The 17,598-nt window shown below is 64.5% G+C and carries 15 protein-coding genes; 9 read left to right on the top strand and 6 right to left on the bottom strand.

Annotation, left to right across the window (positions count from 1 at the left end; genetic code table 11):
* Position 1: 1 nt before the first annotated feature.
* Together C8C93_RS11755 and C8C93_RS11750 are read right to left on the bottom strand one after the other, a co-directional pair.
* The gene (locus C8C93_RS11755; RefSeq protein ID WP_121507014.1) at positions 2-883 is read right to left on the bottom strand and encodes an FRG domain-containing protein; all 882 of its coding nucleotides are present in this window, start codon (positions 881-883) and stop codon (positions 2-4) included.
* 29 nt (positions 884-912) lie between these two features.
* Positions 913-2,736, bottom strand: coding sequence for a glutamine--tRNA ligase/YqeY domain fusion protein (locus C8C93_RS11750; protein WP_121507013.1), 1,824 nt, complete (start codon positions 2,734-2,736; stop codon positions 913-915).
* A 172-nt stretch (positions 2,737-2,908) separates the two neighbouring features.
* Here C8C93_RS11750 and C8C93_RS11745 point away from each other — a divergent pair, with 172 nt between their 5' ends.
* The 6 genes from C8C93_RS11745 (at position 2,909) to C8C93_RS11720 (ending at position 7,171) form a co-directional block, all read left to right on the top strand.
* Positions 2,909-3,262 (top strand): hypothetical protein, encoded by a 354-nt coding sequence (locus tag C8C93_RS11745; protein WP_055393575.1) that lies wholly within the window; start codon positions 2,909-2,911, stop codon positions 3,260-3,262.
* Positions 3,263-3,496: 234 nt separating this feature from the next.
* Positions 3,497-3,973 (top strand): type II 3-dehydroquinate dehydratase, encoded by a 477-nt coding sequence (gene aroQ / locus C8C93_RS11740; RefSeq protein ID WP_010460374.1) that lies wholly within the window; start codon positions 3,497-3,499, stop codon positions 3,971-3,973.
* 49 nt (positions 3,974-4,022) lie between these two features.
* Positions 4,023-4,427 carry an alternative ribosome rescue aminoacyl-tRNA hydrolase ArfB gene (gene arfB, locus C8C93_RS11735; RefSeq protein WP_233559357.1) on the top strand — a complete coding sequence of 135 codons (405 nt, stop codon included), beginning with the start codon at positions 4,023-4,025 and terminating at the stop codon, positions 4,425-4,427.
* A gap of 145 nt (positions 4,428-4,572) precedes the next feature.
* A complete protein-coding gene (locus tag C8C93_RS11730) occupies positions 4,573-5,415 on the top strand; it encodes a class III extradiol ring-cleavage dioxygenase (RefSeq protein WP_121507011.1) in 843 nt (280 codons plus the stop codon).
* Positions 5,416-5,453: 38 nt separating this feature from the next.
* Positions 5,454-6,125, top strand: coding sequence for an alpha/beta hydrolase (locus C8C93_RS11725; protein ID WP_121507010.1), 672 nt, complete (start codon positions 5,454-5,456; stop codon positions 6,123-6,125).
* Positions 6,126-6,274: 149 nt separating this feature from the next.
* Positions 6,275-7,171, top strand: a complete 897-nt coding sequence (locus C8C93_RS11720; RefSeq protein ID WP_121507009.1) for a DUF3014 domain-containing protein — start codon at positions 6,275-6,277, stop codon at positions 7,169-7,171.
* Between the two features lie 27 nt (positions 7,172-7,198).
* On the opposite strand, the gene C8C93_RS11715 is transcribed toward C8C93_RS11720, so the two are convergent.
* Entirely contained in the window at positions 7,199-7,666 is a 468-nt protein-coding gene (locus tag C8C93_RS11715) for an Lrp/AsnC family transcriptional regulator (RefSeq protein ID WP_008903283.1), read from the bottom strand.
* A gap of 127 nt (positions 7,667-7,793) precedes the next feature.
* Between C8C93_RS11715 and C8C93_RS11710 the strand changes: the two genes are divergently transcribed.
* The gene (locus C8C93_RS11710) at positions 7,794-9,065 is read left to right on the top strand and encodes a methionine gamma-lyase (protein WP_121507008.1); all 1,272 of its coding nucleotides are present in this window, start codon (positions 7,794-7,796) and stop codon (positions 9,063-9,065) included.
* On the opposite strand, the gene C8C93_RS11705 is transcribed toward C8C93_RS11710, so the two are convergent.
* Positions 9,013-9,486: an Lrp/AsnC family transcriptional regulator gene (locus C8C93_RS11705; protein WP_055393562.1), complete on the bottom strand. Its 474-nt coding sequence runs from the start codon at positions 9,484-9,486 to the stop codon at positions 9,013-9,015. The two genes, C8C93_RS11710 and C8C93_RS11705, sit on opposite strands and share 53 nt — an antisense overlap.
* Before the next feature lie 103 nt (positions 9,487-9,589).
* Between C8C93_RS11705 and mdeB the strand changes: the two genes are divergently transcribed.
* On the top strand, positions 9,590-12,253 hold the full coding sequence (gene mdeB / locus C8C93_RS11700) for an alpha-ketoglutarate dehydrogenase (RefSeq protein WP_121507007.1): 2,664 nt from the start codon (positions 9,590-9,592) through the stop codon (positions 12,251-12,253).
* 136 nt (positions 12,254-12,389) lie between these two features.
* Complete coding sequence (locus tag C8C93_RS11695) at positions 12,390-12,623, top strand: hypothetical protein (RefSeq protein ID WP_055393558.1); 234 nt, start codon at positions 12,390-12,392, stop codon at positions 12,621-12,623.
* A 228-nt stretch (positions 12,624-12,851) separates the two neighbouring features.
* Here the strand turns inward: C8C93_RS11695 and C8C93_RS11690 are convergent, their stop codons facing one another.
* Positions 12,852-15,077, bottom strand: coding sequence for a hypothetical protein (locus C8C93_RS11690; RefSeq protein ID WP_147433765.1), 2,226 nt, complete (start codon positions 15,075-15,077; stop codon positions 12,852-12,854).
* A gap of 148 nt (positions 15,078-15,225) precedes the next feature.
* Positions 15,226-17,289: a hypothetical protein gene (locus C8C93_RS11685; RefSeq protein WP_158603268.1), complete on the bottom strand. Its 2,064-nt coding sequence runs from the start codon at positions 17,287-17,289 to the stop codon at positions 15,226-15,228.
* Positions 17,290-17,598: the final 309 nt, after the last annotated feature.

Raw genomic sequence — 17,598 nt, 5'->3', positions numbered from 1 at the left:
GTTACGCCCCAAAAGATAGTTCGCGCTTTAGCCTGCAGGCTAAGCCTTCTAAGTCAGGGTAAATTGTAGTTTCCAAGATGCCTGCATCAATTAGCTCCTTGGTCATACCCTGCACATGCTCGGATTTAATGGTGATCACTCCAAGTGAGGCGTTTGGGTAAGCGTTGGACTTGAATTGCTCTTCCATCGGGCTCGTGGTAGGGCCGAAAATTGTGAACGCACCCTGTTGCGCAACAATTCTTGGACTATTGTGAATCCCCTCAATTGCGATTGCATCGGCGGTCTGAAGTTTGAAAGCTGCTCCGGCTTTGTATGGCTTTATTTCATCAGAATCAGTGCCGTAAATTTTCGAGGGGGCTGACTGGTGTGAAAGTGCTGCTCCATTCCAAGTTTCAGGGTGCAGAGTCCAAACCGCGCATGCCGCATCTGAGCTATCCGGTTTACTTGTGGCGCCCGATAATGCGAAATGGAGAGCTACCAGCGGACTGTAAGACCAGTCCAATAATCTTGTTGGAACGCGATAATGTTGCATGAAGAATAGCTGTGCCCATTCGTCTTCGTGAACAAATTTATGTCCAACATAGGGGACGCTGTGATTTTTGAATCTTTCCATTAGTTTCGATTCAAGCTCGGCAGCCTTGCTGTGAGAGTTGGAGAGGCCTTTTATTGCTGGATGTCTATAGAGGCCGGGCTCTAAGTGATAGCTGCGTTTGCTTTGTCCTCGAAACCACGTCGCACCAGAAGTATTGGAGAGTTTTTTGATCGCTTGTAAATATCCAATCAAGTCTTCCGCAAAAAATTCCGTTAATTTCGCTTGTGATTGCGGGGCTGTCTGAGCGACATCCGCGACTATCTGATTAATCTCCAAGTTCTCCGTGCTCATTTATGCCTCCCCATATTTTTTGATCTTTTTCACTTTCCCCAAGAATCCTTCAACCCCACCGCCAAGTTAAACACCGGCTTATCCGCCTTGTGGTCAATACGGTCCGCCACAAAGTACCCATGCCGCTCAAACTGAAACTTGTCATCCGGCTTCGCATTGGCCAATGACGGCTCCACGATGGCGGTCACCACCTTCAGGCTGTTGGGGTTCAGGCTTTCGATGAAGTCCTTGCCGCCCGCATCGGGGTGGGCGTCCAGGAACAGGCGGTCGTACATGCGCACTTCGGCGTTCACGCCGTCGGCCACGCCCACCCAGGTGATGGCGGCTTTCACCTTCACGCTGTCGGCGCCGGGGGTGCCGCTCTTGGTGTCGGGCACCACGGTGGCCAGCACTTCGGTGATGACTCCGTCAGCATCCTTGGTGCAGCCGGTGCATTCGATGACGTAGCCGCCCTTCAGGCGCACCTTGTTGCCGGGGAAGAGTCGCTTGTAGCCTTTGGGGGGCACTTCTTCAAAGTCTTCGCGCTCGATCCAGACTTCTTTGCCGATGGTGAAGTGGCGCACGGGGCTTTCCACACCTTCGGGCGGGTGGGGCAGGGCGGGCAGGCTGCAGGGCTCCAGGTGGCCTGCGCCCATCACGTCGTCCCAGTTGGTCAGCACCAGCTTGACGGGGTTGAGCACGGCCATGCCACGGTGGGCCTTCAGCTCCAGATCTTCGCGCAGGCAGCCTTCCAGGGTGCTGTAGTCGATCCAGCTGTCGGACTTTGTCACGCCGATGCGTTCGGCAAAGGTCTGGATGGAGGCGGGCGTGTAGCCGCGGCGGCGCAGGCCGACGATGGTGGGCATGCGGGGGTCGTCCCAGCCACTGACCTTGTGGTCGTACACCAGCTGGGCGAGCTTGCGTTTGCTGGTGATGACGTAGGTGAGGTTCAGGCGCGCAAATTCGTACTGGCGGGGGGGCGGGCTGGCCAGGAGGCCACCTTCGGTCAAGCGCTCCAGCAGCCAGTCGTAGAAGGGGCGCTGGTCTTCAAACTCCAGCGTGCACAGGCTGTGGGTGATCTGTTCCAGCGCGTCCTCGATGGGGTGCGCGTAGGTGTACATGGGGTAGATGCACCAGGTGTCGCCTGTGTTGTGGTGGGTGGCGCGGCGGATGCGGTAGATGGCCGGGTCGCGCATGTTGATGTTGGGGCTGGCCATGTCGATCTTGGCGCGCAGCACCATCGATCCATCTTCATGCTGGCCGTCGCGCATTTCGCGGAACTTGGCCAGGTTTTCGGCCGGGGTGCGGCTGCGGAAGGGGCTGTCCACGCCGGGCTTGCTGAAGTCGCCCCGGTTGATGCGGATCTGCTCCACCGTCTGTTCGTCCACGTAGGCGTGGCCGGCTTCGATCAGGTATTCGGCGGCGCGGTACATGAAGTCGAAGTAGTCGCTGGCCTGGTAGGGAGCGGCGTCGGGTGCGCCGTTCCAGTCAAAGCCCAGCCATTTCACCGCGTCGATGATGCTGTTGACGTATTCGGTGTCTTCTTTTTCGGGGTTGGTGTCGTCAAAGCGCAGGTGGCAGATGCCGCCGTAGTCGCGCGCCAGGCCAAAGTTGATGCAGATGCTCTTGGCATGGCCCACGTGCAGGTAGCCGTTGGGCTCGGGCGGGAAGCGGGTGCGGATCTTGGCGGGGTCGGGCTCGCCCTGGGCGTGGTGGGCGGCGTCGCCGGGGGTGCCTGCCCAGCGGCGGTTGGTGTAGGTGCCTTTTTCCAGGTCATGCTCGATGATCTGGCGCAAAAAGTTGCTGGGCTTGACGGTTTCAGGGGCCGCAGAAGTTGCAGTGGCGGCGGTATTGGCGGGGGAGGGGGTGCTCATACAGCCATTTTAGGCGCCGGTTTCGTGATGGTTTACGCATAGAAACAGGCGCGTATACGTCCAGACACAACGTAAAGACGATTTTGTGCCATCCTTTTGCCTACTTGGTGCGTTATGTACCGGTGAGGTGAGTCCATTTGGCTGGCTGCCCTCGCTCAAACAGGAGATTTCCATGACGAAAACCCGTTCTATCTATGCCATGGCCGCTTCGGCTGGCGTGGCGCTGGCATTGCTGGCCGGCACGGGCGCAGCCCAGGCCCGCGACGTAAATTGGTCGGTTGGCATTGGCGTGCCTGGCGTGGTGGTGGGGGCCAGCAATGGCTACTACGCCCCCGCCCCGGTGTATGTGGCGCCGCCCCCGCCCGTTTACTACGCACCCCCTCGGCCCGTGTACTACGCGCCTCCCCCAGCGTATTACGCACCGCCCCCGGTCGTGTACTACGGTGATCGCGGCTACCGCCACCATCGGCACCACCGCCACCACGGATATGGCCATGGGTATGGCCACGGCCGCTGGGATCGTTGATCCTGGTCTGATCCGCTGGCAGCCTGACCGAGTTGCCGCGTTGTGTAACCAACCTCTTGGGCGCCAGTCGCTCACAGGCAGCGTCTTTGCACAGGCTGCCTTTTACAGCGGCCCTTCGGGGCCGCTTTTCTTTTGACGCGGGAATTTTGGCGCGCGCACGGTGCGCGCGGGGCGCCGCATAATCGCGCACTCTGGCCTGCCAGCGTGGCAGGCGCAACGCCCCCGGAGTGCCGCATGTCTGTGAAGAAAAAAACCGTTTTTGTCCTGAATGGCCCCAACCTGAACCTGCTGGGCACGCGCGAGCCCGCTGTGTATGGCGCGGCCACGCTGGCCGATGTCGAAAAACTGTGCGCCGATGCGTGCGAGCGCCATGGTTTTGCGCTGCGTTTTCACCAAAGCAACCACGAAGGCGCGCTGGTGGACTGGATTCACGAGGCAGGCCGCCTGCACGCAGCGGGCGAGCTGGCGGGCGTGGTCATCAACGCCGGGGCCTACACCCACACCAGCATTGCGTTGCACGATGCCACCAAGGGTACCGGCATCACGCTGATTGAGCTGCATATCAGCAATGTGCATGCGCGCGAGGCGTTCCGCCACCATTCGTACATGGCGGCAGCCGCCAAGGCGGTGATGTGTGGCTTTGGCGTGCTGGGCTATGGCCTGGCGATTGACGGCCTGGCCCAGTTGTTGGCCCAGCAGCCTGCGGCCTGACGCCAGGCGGTAAGGGGACCCATAGATCCGTAGATATATGGCCCCGCCAATGCCCCTGCAGGTGTCTGAGGACGAGGTAGAAATCACCGCCATGCGCGCCCAGGGCGCGGGTGGGCAGAACGTCAACAAGGTATCAAGCGCAGTCCACCTGCGCTTTGACGTGGCAGCATCGTCGCTGCCCGAGGACGTGAAAGAGCGCCTGCTGGCCCTGCGCGACACGCGCATCACGCAAGAGGGTGTGGTGGTCATCAAGGCCCAGCAGTACCGCAGCCAGGACCAGAACCGCACCGATGCGCTCGCGCGGCTGAACGCGCTGGTCAACACTGTGGCCGTGCCGCCCCGGGTGCGCCGCGCCACCAAACCCACCTACGGGTCGAAACAGCGGCGGCTGGAGGGCAAAACCCAGCGCAGCGAGACCAAGGCACTGCGGGGCAGGGTGCGCGACGGGTCTTGAACCGGGGCTCCCTGTGTGTTGGGTATCTACAAGGCCCTCGTCCATGGCGCATTGGCATCACCTGTAGAACAATCTGTCTGGCCAGCAGGGCTTGGTATCAGGTGCTATCAGTCCTACATTCATTGCATTCACGGATGGAATTGCCATGACTGCTTTTGCCCAAGCCCCTCTCACTGCTCCCGCTGTGGTTCCCGCCTTGTTCGTATCGCACGGCGCGCCGCTGTTTGCCATCGATGCTGGCACGACCGGCCCGGCGCTCACGCAGTGGGGTGAAAACCTCAAGGCGCAGTACCCTGGCCTGCGGGGCGTGGTCATCATGTCGCCGCACTGGATGGCGCGTTCTGCCCAGGTCATGACCGGCCCGCAGCCCGCCACGTGGCACGACTTTGGCGGTTTCCCGCCCGCGCTGTACCAGCTGCAATACCCCGCCTCAGGCTCGCCTGCGCTGGCGCAAGAGGTGCTGGGCCTGCTGCAGGCCGCCGGTGTGGCCGCACAGGGCGATGCCGCGCGCCCCTTTGACCATGGCGCCTGGGTGCCGCTGATGCATTTGTTCCCGCAGGCCGACGTGCCCGTGGTGCAGGTGGCTCTGCCCGTGGGCGCAGGCCCGGCCGATGTGTATGCACTGGGTGCCGCGCTACGCAGCCTGCGCAGCCAGGGCGTGCTGGTGGTGGGGTCCGGCAGCATGACGCACAACCTGGCCGAATTCTTTGGCGGCGAGCGTGCGCCCGCGCCCTACGTGCTGGAGTTCAGCCGCTGGATCGAGGACGCGCTGGCCCGTGGCGACACGGCCGCGCTGCTCAACTACCGTACCCAGGCCCCCCATGCCAGCCGCGCCCACCCGACCGAAGACCATTTCTTGCCCATCTTCTTCGCGCTGGGCGCGGCGGGCGACGATCTGCACGCAAACTACTTGAGCCGCGAGGTGATGTACAGCATGCTGTCGATGGATGCTTTTGCCCTGGAGCCTGTCGCAGGACGGGCGGGTTAAGCAAGTTTTTTAGCTAAAAATGCCGCTGGCGCTTGTCTATGCTCAATCTACCGCTCACATTTTTGCAGCGCCCCGCTGCTTCCACCACCCCCCGCCCCTGGCTGCTGGTGCTGATGCACGGCGTGGGCAGCAACGAGCAGGACCAGTTCAGCCTGGCGCCGCAGATCCCCGAGCGGTTTCATGTGCTGAGCCTGCGCGCGCCGTTTCGCATGGGGCCGGGCGCGCACGCGTGGTTTGATTTTTCGATCGAGCCCGGTGGCGAGCGCACCATCAACGAAGAGCAAGAGGCGCAAAGCCGAGCCCTGGTGGCCCAGGCGGTCGAGTCTGCCGCCGAGCAACTGGGCATTCCGCCCGAGCGCGTGGTGGTGGGCGGCTTCAGCCAGGGCGGCATCATGGCGCTGTCGCTGCTGCTGACCCGGCCCGCGCTGATGCAGGCCGCGCTGGTGTGGCACAGCCGGCTGCTGCAGCAGGTGGTGCCTTTGAGTGCGCCCGCCGACGCGCTGCGGGGCAAACGGCTGTGGCTGAGCCACGGCACGCACGACAACGTGATCCCCCTGGCCCACGCGCAGGCCATCGCGCACCACATGGCGCCGCTGCCGGTGACGGTGACGTACCACGAGTTCCCCAGCGCGCACGAGATCCGACCTTCTGAGCTGGCGGCCACGGTGGCGTGGCTGGAGTCATTGTCGACAACGCCAACGGCGTTTTAGTCGCGGGCTTCCGGGGCGCGGTCTACATCGCGTTACCGGCGCCTCATCCAGCAGGTTTCCAATCAAGCAGATCCCCAGGGGGATTGATAGGGAACGCCCTGCGCCGCAGCCGCTCGGACAAGGGTTGTTCCCGTCTTGAAGGAGATCCGATGCCTGAAAACGAAACCGCCGAGTTCCGCCCCGCGCCACCGCGCGCATCCTCCACACCGTGGATCATTGCCGCCGTGCTGGCCTGTGCGGTCGGCGCCGGAGCCGCCTGGTGGTTCTGGCTGCGCCCGGTGGAGGCCCCGGGTGCGCCGCCCCCCGTGGCCAGCGCACCCGAAGCGCCCGTGGCCCCACCGCCCATGCCCGAGGCATCGGGTCCCCAGAACCCTGTGGATGCGCTGGCCCCGGTAGATACTGCCTTGCCCGTATTGGCTGAATCCGACAAGCGAGTGGCGGAGCTGCTGGCCGAATTGCTGGGTAGCGACAAGGTCGCGTCGTTCTTGTTGACCGAAGGTTTTGTCCGCCGCGTGGTGGCCACGGTAGACAACCTGGGCCGCGCCCAGGCCCCGTCGCGCATGTGGCCGGTACAGCCCATGCCGCAGCGCTTTGTGGTGGATGGCGAGGGCGATGCACCCACCACGATTGCCACCACCAATGCCGCCCGCTACAGCGCCTTTTTGACCTTTGCCGAAGCCGTGCCCCTGGAGCCTGCCGTGGCCTTGTACGCACGGCTGTACCCGCTGTTCCAGCAGGCGTATGAAGAGCTGGGCTACCCCAAGCGCTACTTCAACGACCGCCTGGTGGCCGTACTGGACCACTTGCTGCTGGCGCCCGAGCCCAAAAGCCCGCTGCGCGTGAAGCTCACGCCCGTCAACACCGATGTGCCCAACCTGCGCCCGTGGGTGCGCTATGAGTTTGTGGACCCGGCGCTGGAATCGCTCTCCAGCGGGCAGAAGATTCTGGTGCGCATGGGGCCTGCGAACCAGGCGCGCGCGAAAGCGCTGGTCCGTGATCTGCGCAAGCGCGTGGCAACCAGCGAGTTGCAGCTCCCCCAGCGGTGAAGGATGTGAGTAGCTGCTGCGCGTCGGCTACAGCGGCAGTGCCATGGTGCGCTTGACCTCCTTGAGCGAGAAGCTCGTGGAAATCTCACGCACGCCGGGCAGGCTGCGCACATGGGTGCGCACATAGTCGGCAAACGATGCGAGGTCGGCCGCCACCACCTCCAGCTGGTAGTCGTAGCGGCCCGAAAGGTTGTGGCACGACAACACCTGGGGCATCGCCATGACCTCGCGCTCCAGGGCCGATGTGGTGTCAGCCGTGTGGTCGTGCAGCGCCAGCTGCACAAAGCCCAGTACGCCCCAGCCCACACGCTGGCGGTGCAGATGTGCGTGGTAGCCCGCAATCACGCCCGCATCCTCCAGCGCGCGCACGCGCCTCCAGCACGGGGAGGTGGACAGCGAAACCGCTTCGGCCAGATCGCCCACGGTGGCGCGACCATCGCGTTGCAGGGCGTTGAGGATCGTGCGGTCCACAGGGTCGAGCGGATGAGGGTGCATGGCAGTGTGTCCTGCTAATTGGGTAATTTGAGGCAAATTTTGCCTTCTTTGATCGTATGAAAGGCAAATAAGGCGAAAACTTACCCGTTGATGGGTTGAAGAATCTTCTTATTCCAAGGAGACCACCATGACCCGCACATCCGCCACCGGCTTCAGCACCCGCGCCATCCACCACGGCTACAACCCGGCCGACCACCAGGGCGCACTGGTGCCACCCATCCACACCTCGGCCACCTTTGCCTTCCCCGATGTGGCCTATGGCGCGCGCTGCTTTGCAGGCGAGGAGCCCGGCTACTTCTACACCCGCATCGCCAACCCCACGCTGGCGCTGCTGGAGGGGCGCCTGGCCAGCCTGGAGCAGGGCGCAGGCGCCGTGGTGTTCGGCTCGGGCATGGGGGCCATCACGGCCACGCTGTGGTCCATGCTGGAGCCGGGCGATGAAATCCTGGCCGACCTTACGCTGTATGGCTGCACCTTCTCGTTTTTGCACCACGGGCTGGGCCGCTTTGGCGTGAGCGTGCGCCATGTGGACATGACCGACCCAGTCCACGTGGCCGCCGCGCTGAGCCAGAAGACGCGCGTGGTCTACCTGGAAACCCCGGCCAACCCCAACATGCGGCTGGTGGACATTGCCGCCGTTTCGGCCCTGGCCCACGCCCAGGGCGCCAAGGTGGTGGTGGACAACACCTACTGCACGCCTTACCTGCAGCAGCCCCTGCTGCTGGGTGCCGATGTGAGCGTGCATTCCATGACGAAGTACCTCGGCGGCCATGGTGACCTGACCGCAGGCGCGGCCGTGTTTGCCGATGCCGAACTGGCCCAGCGCGTGCGCCTGTATGGTCTTAAAGACATGACGGGTGCTGTGATGTCGGCGCAGGACGCGCACCTTGTGATGCGTGGCCTCAAGACGCTGGCGCTGCGCATGGACCGCCACTGCCAGAGCGCTCAGAAAGTGGCCGATTTCATCGCCGCCCACCCGGCTGCGGCGGCCGTGCACTACCCCGGCCTGCCCAGCTTTGCCCAGCACGCGCTGGCAAAGCAGCAGATGCGCCAGATGGGCGGGATGATCGCTTTTGAGCTGCGTGGTGGCCTGCAGGCGGGCGTGCGCTTCATGGACGCGTTGCAGCTCGTCACCCGCGCCGTGAGCCTGGGCGATGCCGAGACGCTGGCCCAGCACCCGGCCAGCATGACGCATTCCACCTACACGCCCGAGCAGCGTGCCGCCCATGGCATTGCCGAAGGGCTGGTGCGCCTGTCGGTTGGCCTGGAGGACCTGGATGACCTGCTGGCCGATATTGGCCAGGCACTGGACCTGGTGCAGGCGCTGGATTTCAAGGCCGAGCCCACTACGGGGAAGACTGCGGCAGCGGCAGCGCGGTCTTGTAACGCACCTGCTTGAGCGCGAAGCTGGAGCGGATCTTCTCCAGCCCTGGAATGGGGGAAAGCTGTTCGACGATGAAGCGCTCCAGCGCCGCAATGTCGGGCAGTGCCACGCGGATGAGGTAGTCCGAGTCGCCGCTCATCAGGTAGCACTCCATCACCTCATCGTGCTCGGCAATGCGCTGTTCAAAGTCGGCCAGCGCTTCCTTGCTCTGGCTTTTCAGGCTGATGCTGATGAACACGTTCAGTCCCAGGCCCAGTGCGGCGGCGTTGGCCAGCGCTACATAACGGGCGATGACACCCTCGGTCTCCAGTGCCTTCACGCGTGCCAGGCAGGGAGACGGCGAGAGATGCACGCGCCGGGCCAGCTCCACGTTGGAGAGCGAGCCATCGGCCTGCAGTTCGGCCAGTATGCGCAGATCGGTGGTGTCAAGCTTCATGTGCTGCAATATTGGGTTTTGGTGGAATATTGTGCTGCTATAGATGGCCAATTTTCGCGATTCGGCATCACATTTTTTGCAAATCCTTCTAGAGTGTGCTCCTATGAATGCCCCCTTGCCTTCCTATCTGCTCCATACCCAGGATGCCCTGGCCGACACTGACCCCCAGGAGACCGCCGAATGGCGCGACGCCTTTCTGGCCCTGGTCGCCACCGAAGGCCCCGAGCGGGCGCGGCACATGCTGCAAGAGCTGGTGCGGGTGGCGCGTGCGCAGCGGATTGGCTGGCAGCCCGACCTGAACACGCCGTACGTGAACACTGTGGCGGTACAGGACCAGCCCGTGTTCCCCGGCGACTTGGCCGTCGAAGAGCGCGTGGCCTCCATCGTGCGCTGGAACGCGCTGGCCATGGTGGTGCGCGCGAACCAGGCGTATGGCGAACTGGGTGGCCACATCGCCAGTTATGCGAGCGCGGCCGACTTGTTCGAGAGCGGCTTTAACCATTTCTTCCGTGCACGTGAGGGTGTGGGTGAAGGCCAGCACCGGGGCGACCTGGTGTTCTTCCAGCCCCACAGCGCGCCGGGCGTGTATGCACGTGCATTCCTCGAAGGGCGTTTGTCCGAAAAAGACCTCATGCACTACCGCCAGGAGCTGACCGCTCCGGCTGCGGGCGCACAAGGCCTTTCGAGCTACCCGCACCCGTGGCTGATGCCGGACTTCTGGCAGTTCCCCACCGGCTCGATGGGCATCGGCCCCATCAGCAGCATCTACCACGCGCGCTTCATGCGCTACCTCACGCACCGCAATCTGCTCGACTGCAGCCAGCGCAAGGTGTGGGGCGTGTTCGGCGATGGCGAGATGGACGAGCCCGAATCCATGAGTGCCCTGACCCTGGCCGCGCGCGAGGGCCTGGACAACCTGGTCTGGGTGGTCAACTGCAACCTGCAGCGGCTGGATGGCCCCGTGCGCGGCAACGGCCGCATCATCGACGAGCTGGAGCGCCTGTTCGCGGGTGCTGGCTGGAACGTGGTCAAGCTCGTGTGGGGCAGCGACTGGGACGGCCTGTTCGCCCGCGATCTGACCGGCGCGCTGGTGCGCACGCTTGAAGGCACGGTGGACGGCCAGATGCAAACCTTTGCCGCCAAAGACGGCCGCTTCAACCGCGACAATTTCTTCGGCCAGAACCCCGAGCTGGCCGCGCTGGCCCAGGGCATGACGGACGAGCAGATTGACCGCCTGAAGCGCGGCGGGCACGACCTGGTGAAGATCCACGCCGCGTATGCCGCAGCCAGCGCCCACAAAGGCCAGCCCACGGTGATCCTGGCGCACACCAAGAAGGGCTACGGCATGGGCACTGCCGGCCAGGGCAAGATGACCACCCACAGCCAGAAGAAGCTGGAGGAGACCGACCTCATCGAGTTCCGCAACCGCTTCAACCTGCCGCTGTCCGACGAGCAGGCTACGAGCCTCGCCTTCTTCAAACCTGCCGAAGACAGCCCCGAGATGCGCTACCTGCGCAGCCATCGCCAGAACCTGGGCGGCTACCTGCCGCGCCGAGAGACCACCTGCGCCGCGCTGCCCGTGCCTGCCATCGAAAGCTACGCCCAGTTCGCGCTGCAGGCCGATGGCAAGGAGATGAGCACCACCATGGCCTTCGTGCGCATGCTGGGTACCTTGCTCAAGGACGCCACGCTGGGCCCCCGCATCGTGCCCATCGTTGCCGACGAGGCGCGCACCTTCGGCATGGCCAATCTGTTCAAGCAGGTCGGCATCTACAGCAGTGTGGGCCAACGCTATGCGCCCGAGGACATCGGCTCGGTGCTGAGCTACCGCGAGGCGCTGGACGGCCAGATTCTGGAAGAAGGCATCAGCGAGGCAGGCGCCATCGCCAGCTGGACCGCTGCGGCCACCAGCTACAGCGTGCACGGCCTGGCGATGCTGCCGTTCTACATCTACTACTCGATGTTTGGCTTCCAGCGCGTGGGCGATGCCATCTGGGCCGCTGCAGACCAGCGTGCGCGCGGCTTCTTGCTGGGCGCCACGTCGGGCCGCACCACGCTGGGTGGAGAGGGCCTGCAGCACCAGGATGGTTCGAGCCACTTGGTGGCCGCCACCATCCCCAACTGCAAGGCTTACGACCCGGCCTTTGCGGGCGAGATGGCCGTGATCATCGATGCTGGCATGCGCGAGATGGTGACCGAGCAGCGCGACGTTTTCTACTACGTGACGCTGATGAACGAGAACTACGCCCAGCCCGATCTGCCCGCCGGTGCGGCAGAAGGTGTGCTGCGTGGTTGCTATGTTTTTAAGAGCTACTCGCGCTTGATAGATAAGCGCGAGATCACGATTTCATCCAAATCCGTCACCCTGATGGGCTCTGGCGCCATCCTGACCGAGGTGGTCAAGGCCGCCGAACTGCTGGCCGCAGAAGGCGTGGATGTGACCGTGCTCAGCGTGACCAGCTGGAGCGAGCTGGCGCGCGATGGTGTGGCGTGCGAGCAGCGTTGGCTGGCGGGCGAATCCGCGCCTGCATCCGCATGGCTGACGCAGCAGCTGGCCCCAACACGCGGGCCCGTGATTGCAGCCACCGACTACGTGCGCGCCGTGCCCGAGACGGTGCGGGCGCTTGTCCCCGAGGGCCGCAAGTATGTGACCCTGGGCACGGACGGATTTGGACGCAGCGACACGCGCGCTGCACTGCGCCAATTTTTTGGCGTAGACGCTTCCAGCGTGGCCCAAGCTGCACGACGCGCGATGGCCGCTGGCTGACGAACACGGGCGCCATGTGGGCGCCTGCTGTCGTTCCGCGACTTCGCAATTCCGCCGCCAGGGTGGGGTGGGTGAATGCCGTTGCCCAATTCGGCGCAGGCTTCCTACAATGGCCCAGCAACCGCGAGAGGGCGCCATGACACACGTCACCTGGGACCATAACCCGCCGACCACCTGGACAGCCATGATGGACGGGCAAGCACTTTGCTCCATCAAGCGCAAGGACATTGGCGGCTGGACGGCGGTCTGGATGGATGAGCGCCTGTGGCCAGCGCCACCCCATCTGCCCAAGGCTATGCCCCAGCCCACACGGTTTTTCAGCAGTCTGGAAGAAGCCAAACTGGCGGTCGAGCAGGCGCTGTCGGCGTGAACCGTTGTCGGGCCTGAATCCGTCAGGCATCCAGCAGCTGGCTGGATTCCATCAGGTGTTGAAGTGCTTTGTTTTTTATAGCGGCCAACGCAATACCAACGGGCGTCAGGGCCGACACTGATTCGTGAAACTGCTTTTTTGCAGCCCCCACCCGCCATGCCGACTGCAAGGCGCTAAAGGGCCTTGCACCTTGACCCCTTCGGTGCGCCAGGGGCCGCAGCCACATGGTCAGGGCAGTTTGACAGCCGCCACGGCGTTGGACGTGGAGAGGTACAGCGTAGCGCCATTCACGGCGATGCCCGTGGGTTCGTCGATCAGGCCCGGCAGTGGGCCGGCCGCGAACCCCTTGTTCCAACGCTGGCCCACCAGCGTGCTCACCTGGCCATCGGCTCCGATCTTGCGCACCACGCGGTTGCGCGGATCGGTCACGTAGACGTTGCCGCTGGCATCGGCGGCCAGCCAGGCGTGCGAGTCCGAGATGGCTGCGCCGGTGTCCACGGTCAACTGCGCCGAGGCCACCGGACCGTCCACCAGCGCTGGCGGCAGGTCCGGGCGCCCCGCAATCGTGCTCACCACCCCGGCGGGCGTAATCTTGCGGACTGTGGGGCCGATGCCCGTGATGTTGTGGTAGCGGCCGTCCACTACATAGACGTTGCCCGCGGCATCGATGGTCATCTGGCCCAAGGCCGAGAACTGCGCCGAGGCTGCCGGACCATCCGCGTGTCCGCGCGCGTTGGGATTCCCCGCAAACACGCTGACGGCGCCGGCCGGTGTGACCTTGAATACCACGCCCTGCAGGGAAACCGCATAGACGGTGCCGCCAATGTCGGTGACCATGCCAGTCAGTCCCTGCAGCAGAAAGCCCGGTATCGCGTCTAGCTGGGCGGAGAGGTCGGCATGCACAGTAACGTTGCCTGCAGGGGTTGTCTTGAGGATGCGCTTGAAGTCGAAAGAATAGATGTTGCCCGCTCCGTCGATGGACAGCGGCGCCGATCCGCAGTAGGCCACGTCGTTGATCGGCCCGGTGACTTGCGCGCACGGGTTCTTGGCCCGGCCGAGCGTGGCCACCGTGCCATCGGGCGTGACAGTGCGCAGTGCGGCGTTGTTGCGGTCGCGCACGTACAGCGTGCCAGCCTTGTCCACCGCCAGCGCGCCGGGGCTGTCAAAGCGCGCGGCGCTGCCGCGGCCATCGGCATGTCCCGGCAACGGGGCGGTACCTACCTGCAGGTCGGGCGCACCATTGCGCGGCATGCGGTAGATGACCGCATACGTTTGAAAGGTGTCGGAGGGACCGCTTTCCGTGATGAGAAAGCGGCCTTCGGCGTCCACCGCCAGGCGTTTGCCCGCGCAGAAGGCAGGCGGCAGGCCGTCGGCGCCGTAGTTGCAGTCTGCCGCGCGTCGCACGGTGGTCACAGAGCCATCGGCCGCAATCTCGCGTACGGGGGTGCCCTCATGCCGGTCCAGAACGAAAACTCGGTTGGAGCGGTCTATCGCGATGGCCTGCAGCGCACCAAATTTGGCCGCGCTAGCCGCTCCATCCACGTGGCCCGCGTTATTGAGGGCCACAGTGCCCGACAGCACCGTCGCCTGGCCGTTGGGCGCGTACTTGCGCACTACGTGGTCGTTGGGGTCTGCAGCGTACAGGGCTCCTGTGGAGTCCGTCGCTAGGTTGACGGGGTACAGGCGGCTAGGGTTGTTGCGCCCGAAGCCCGGGGTGGCGTTCTGGCTGGCCCTGAAGATGACCGTTGTGACTGCCCCTGCGGGTGTGATTTTGCGAATGGGATTGCCTGTCGGCGTCTGGGAGAAGTCTTGCAAGGTTGGCGCCCATTCGGACACATACACATTGCCCTCCCGGTCCACAGCAATGCTGGTCGGGCTGCACAGCGTGGCCGCCGTGCCCGTGCCATCGGCATTGCCGCACACGCCCACCTGGCCGGCCAGCGTGGTGACGTTGCCTGCGGCATCGATCTTGCGCACCAGGTGGTTGCCGGCGTCTGCCACGTAGGCGTTGCCGGCCGCATCCACCGCCACGGCCAGAGGGACATTAAAGCGGGCTGCAGTGCCCGAGGCATCCAGGTAGCGCGGCCCTTCGCTGCTGGCGTCGCTGCGGGTGGGACCTCCGCCCGCCCAGGTGCTGAGCTGCCCGGTGGGCGCTAGCCGACGAATGGTCTGGTTTCCCGGGTCGGTAATCAGTACATCGCCGTTGGGTGCCAGTGCCATGCCGCCGCTTTCGGTACTGATCTTGGCCGCAGTGCTCAGGCCGTCCTGCGTTCCTGGCCCCTCGGTAGTGCCAGCCAGCAACGCCAGGGGCGTGGCGGGGGGCGGCGGAGGAGGCGGCGGGGGCGGCGCGTCACCGCCCGAACCTCCACCGCAGGACACCAGCGCGGACACGGCCAGCGACGCCCAGAGTGTGCGGGACAGCCGATGGCGGCTGGATATGGGTGAACTAGGCATGGGCGTGTACCTCAGGAAAAGTGATGAACGGATGGGGCGCGTCCGCCAGCTGGCATGCTGCAGCAGTGACGCAAAAGGAATGAGGGGGGTGCCGTGGCCGCAGCACGCCCAGCGTGGGCGCCGCGCACCACGGTCAGCCGGGTGCTGACTACGGCAACTGCACCTGTACCACGGCGTTCGGCACCGAGAGGTACATCATGCTGCCGCGCACGGCGATACCTGTCGGGCGGTTGATGATGCCCGGCAGGTCGCCCGCAGCAAAACCGTATTTCCATGCCTGGCCCACCGGAGTACTGATCTGGCCATCGGTGCCGATCTTGCGGACCACGCTGGTGAAGGGATCGGTGACATAGACGTTGCCTCGGTTGTCCACGGCGAGGCTGGCCGTCTGCGCGGGCCAGCCTGCGTACTGCTGCACGATGAAGCGGGCGGCAGCGGCCGGACCATCCGCGTAGCCAGGGGCCGCGGTGGGGCTGCCCGCCAGCGTGGTGACCGCGCCGGACGGCGTGATCTTGCGAACGGTCGGCCCCACCTTGTTGGTGTCGTAAAACAGGCCGTCGATCACATACAGGTTGCCCGCCGCATCGGTGGTCATCTGACCCAGCGCCGAGAACTGCGCCGCCGCGCCTTGTCCGTCCACATGGCCCACCGTGCCCACGCTGCCGGCAAACAGGGTGACTTCGCCCTTGGTATCGATCTTGAAGATGGCGCCCTTGAGGCTGGCGACGTACACGTTGCCGGCGGTGTCGGCCGCAATGCCGGATGCGACACCGAGGAAAGCCGTTGGCACCTTGTCCAGCCATGGCGCCAGGTCGGCCAGAAGCACGGCTTGGCAGTTGGCGGTTTTAAGGACGCGCGCACCGTCAATGGTGTAGAGGTTGCCCGCGCCATCGGTGGCCAAGGGGGCCGTGGAGTTGGACAGCACGTCCTCGCCCAGGCCGGTGATCGCAGCGCAATGGCCGCTTGGCTTGCCCAGGGTGCGCACGAGGCCGTCGGCCTGCACGGTGCGGATGGTGCGGTTGCCCGCGTCGCGCACGTAGAGCGTGCCGGCAGGGTTCAACGCGATCGAGCCAGGTGTGGCGAACCGCGCGCTGCTGCCCTGTCCATCGTCCGCACCTGCGGCAGCGGGGATGCCGGCCACCACGGTGGAGGTGCCTTGGGGCGTGTAGCTGCGCAGTTGGGCATAGCTGAAAGTATTGAAGCCCGCAGCGGAGCGGGTCATGCCGGTTTCGGCGACGAGGAACCGTCCGTCGGGAGTGACGGTCATCTGGTCCGCCGTGCACAAGGTGCCTGGCGCGGCCCCACTCGCGTCGCCTTCGAAGTTGCAGGCATTGGCGCGAACGAGGGTGGTCACGCTGCCGTCGCTGCCGATCTGGCGGATGGCCGGGGTTCCGTACCAGTCCAGTACGAACAGGCGATTCGCTGTGTCGAATGCAATCGCCTTGAGGTAGCTGAACTTTGCCACGGACGCGGCACCATCCGTATTGCCCTCGTTGTTGGCGGCCACGACGCCGGACACCACGGTGGGCTGGCCATCGGCCGCATATCGGCGGATCACATGGTCATTGGGATCTGCCGCGTGGAGTACCCCGGCTGAGTCGGTGGCCAGAAGCACCGGACGGTAGATCTCGACGGCAGGGCCGGAGATGAAGACCAGCGTCGGGTTCTGGCTGGCCTTGCTGGTCAGCGTGGTCACTTCACCCGTTGGTGCGATCTTGCGGATCGGGTTGGCAATTGAACTGTGTGTCGTGGACTCCCTGACTTCCGCCACATACACGTTGCCGGCCTTGTCTACGGCAATGCTGGCAGGCCTGCATAGCGTTGCCGCGCTGCCTGTGCCATCCTGGTTGCCGCAGACGCCGGGCTTGCCCGCGAGGGTGGTCACTGCACCGGCCGCGCTGATCTTGCGCACCAGGTGGTTGTCGGTGTCCGCCACGTAAGTGTTTCCGGCCGCGTCGACCGCAACGCCCATGGGGCGGTAGAACCGTGCGGCCGTGCCGGAGCCGTCGGCGTGGTTGGACGGGACGTTGAACACCCCGGCATCGCCGCCACCCGCCAAGGTCGTGACCTGCGTCCTGTCGGTGCTGAGTCTGCGGACCTGGTTGTTGCCACTGTCCACGATGATGACCTCGCCCGTGCTGTTCACGGCCATCCCGCCGATGTAGGCGCTGATGCGCGCGGTGGACAGCGCTGCGCCATCCAGGTTACCCACACCGTCGGTGTTGCCGGCAAGCAGCGACAGGGGAGTTGCGGGAGCAGGTGGGGGCTGCGTGGTTGGCGGGGCGGTGACCGGGTCCGAAGAGCCGCCACCTCCGCATGCGCTGAGTAGCGGGACTACCAATGCAGCAAGAATGCCCACGCGTTGGAACGGAATCCTTGAGACAACACCTGACATGAAGCGCTTTCTGATGAAGAGATTGGGAGCACCACCTTTGCGCCATCTTTGAGCGTGTTGGGCCGCGCGGTGGTCGTGTCTCTCCGAGGCTACCGCAAAGATACGAAACGAATGCACATTGTTTCG

This window comes from Acidovorax sp. 93 (assembly GCF_003633835.1).
Taxonomy (GTDB): Bacteria; Pseudomonadota; Gammaproteobacteria; order Burkholderiales; family Burkholderiaceae_C; genus Acidovorax; species Acidovorax facilis.
Note: the sequence above shows the minus strand (reverse complement) of the source record. Positions and strands in the feature narration are given on the sequence as shown.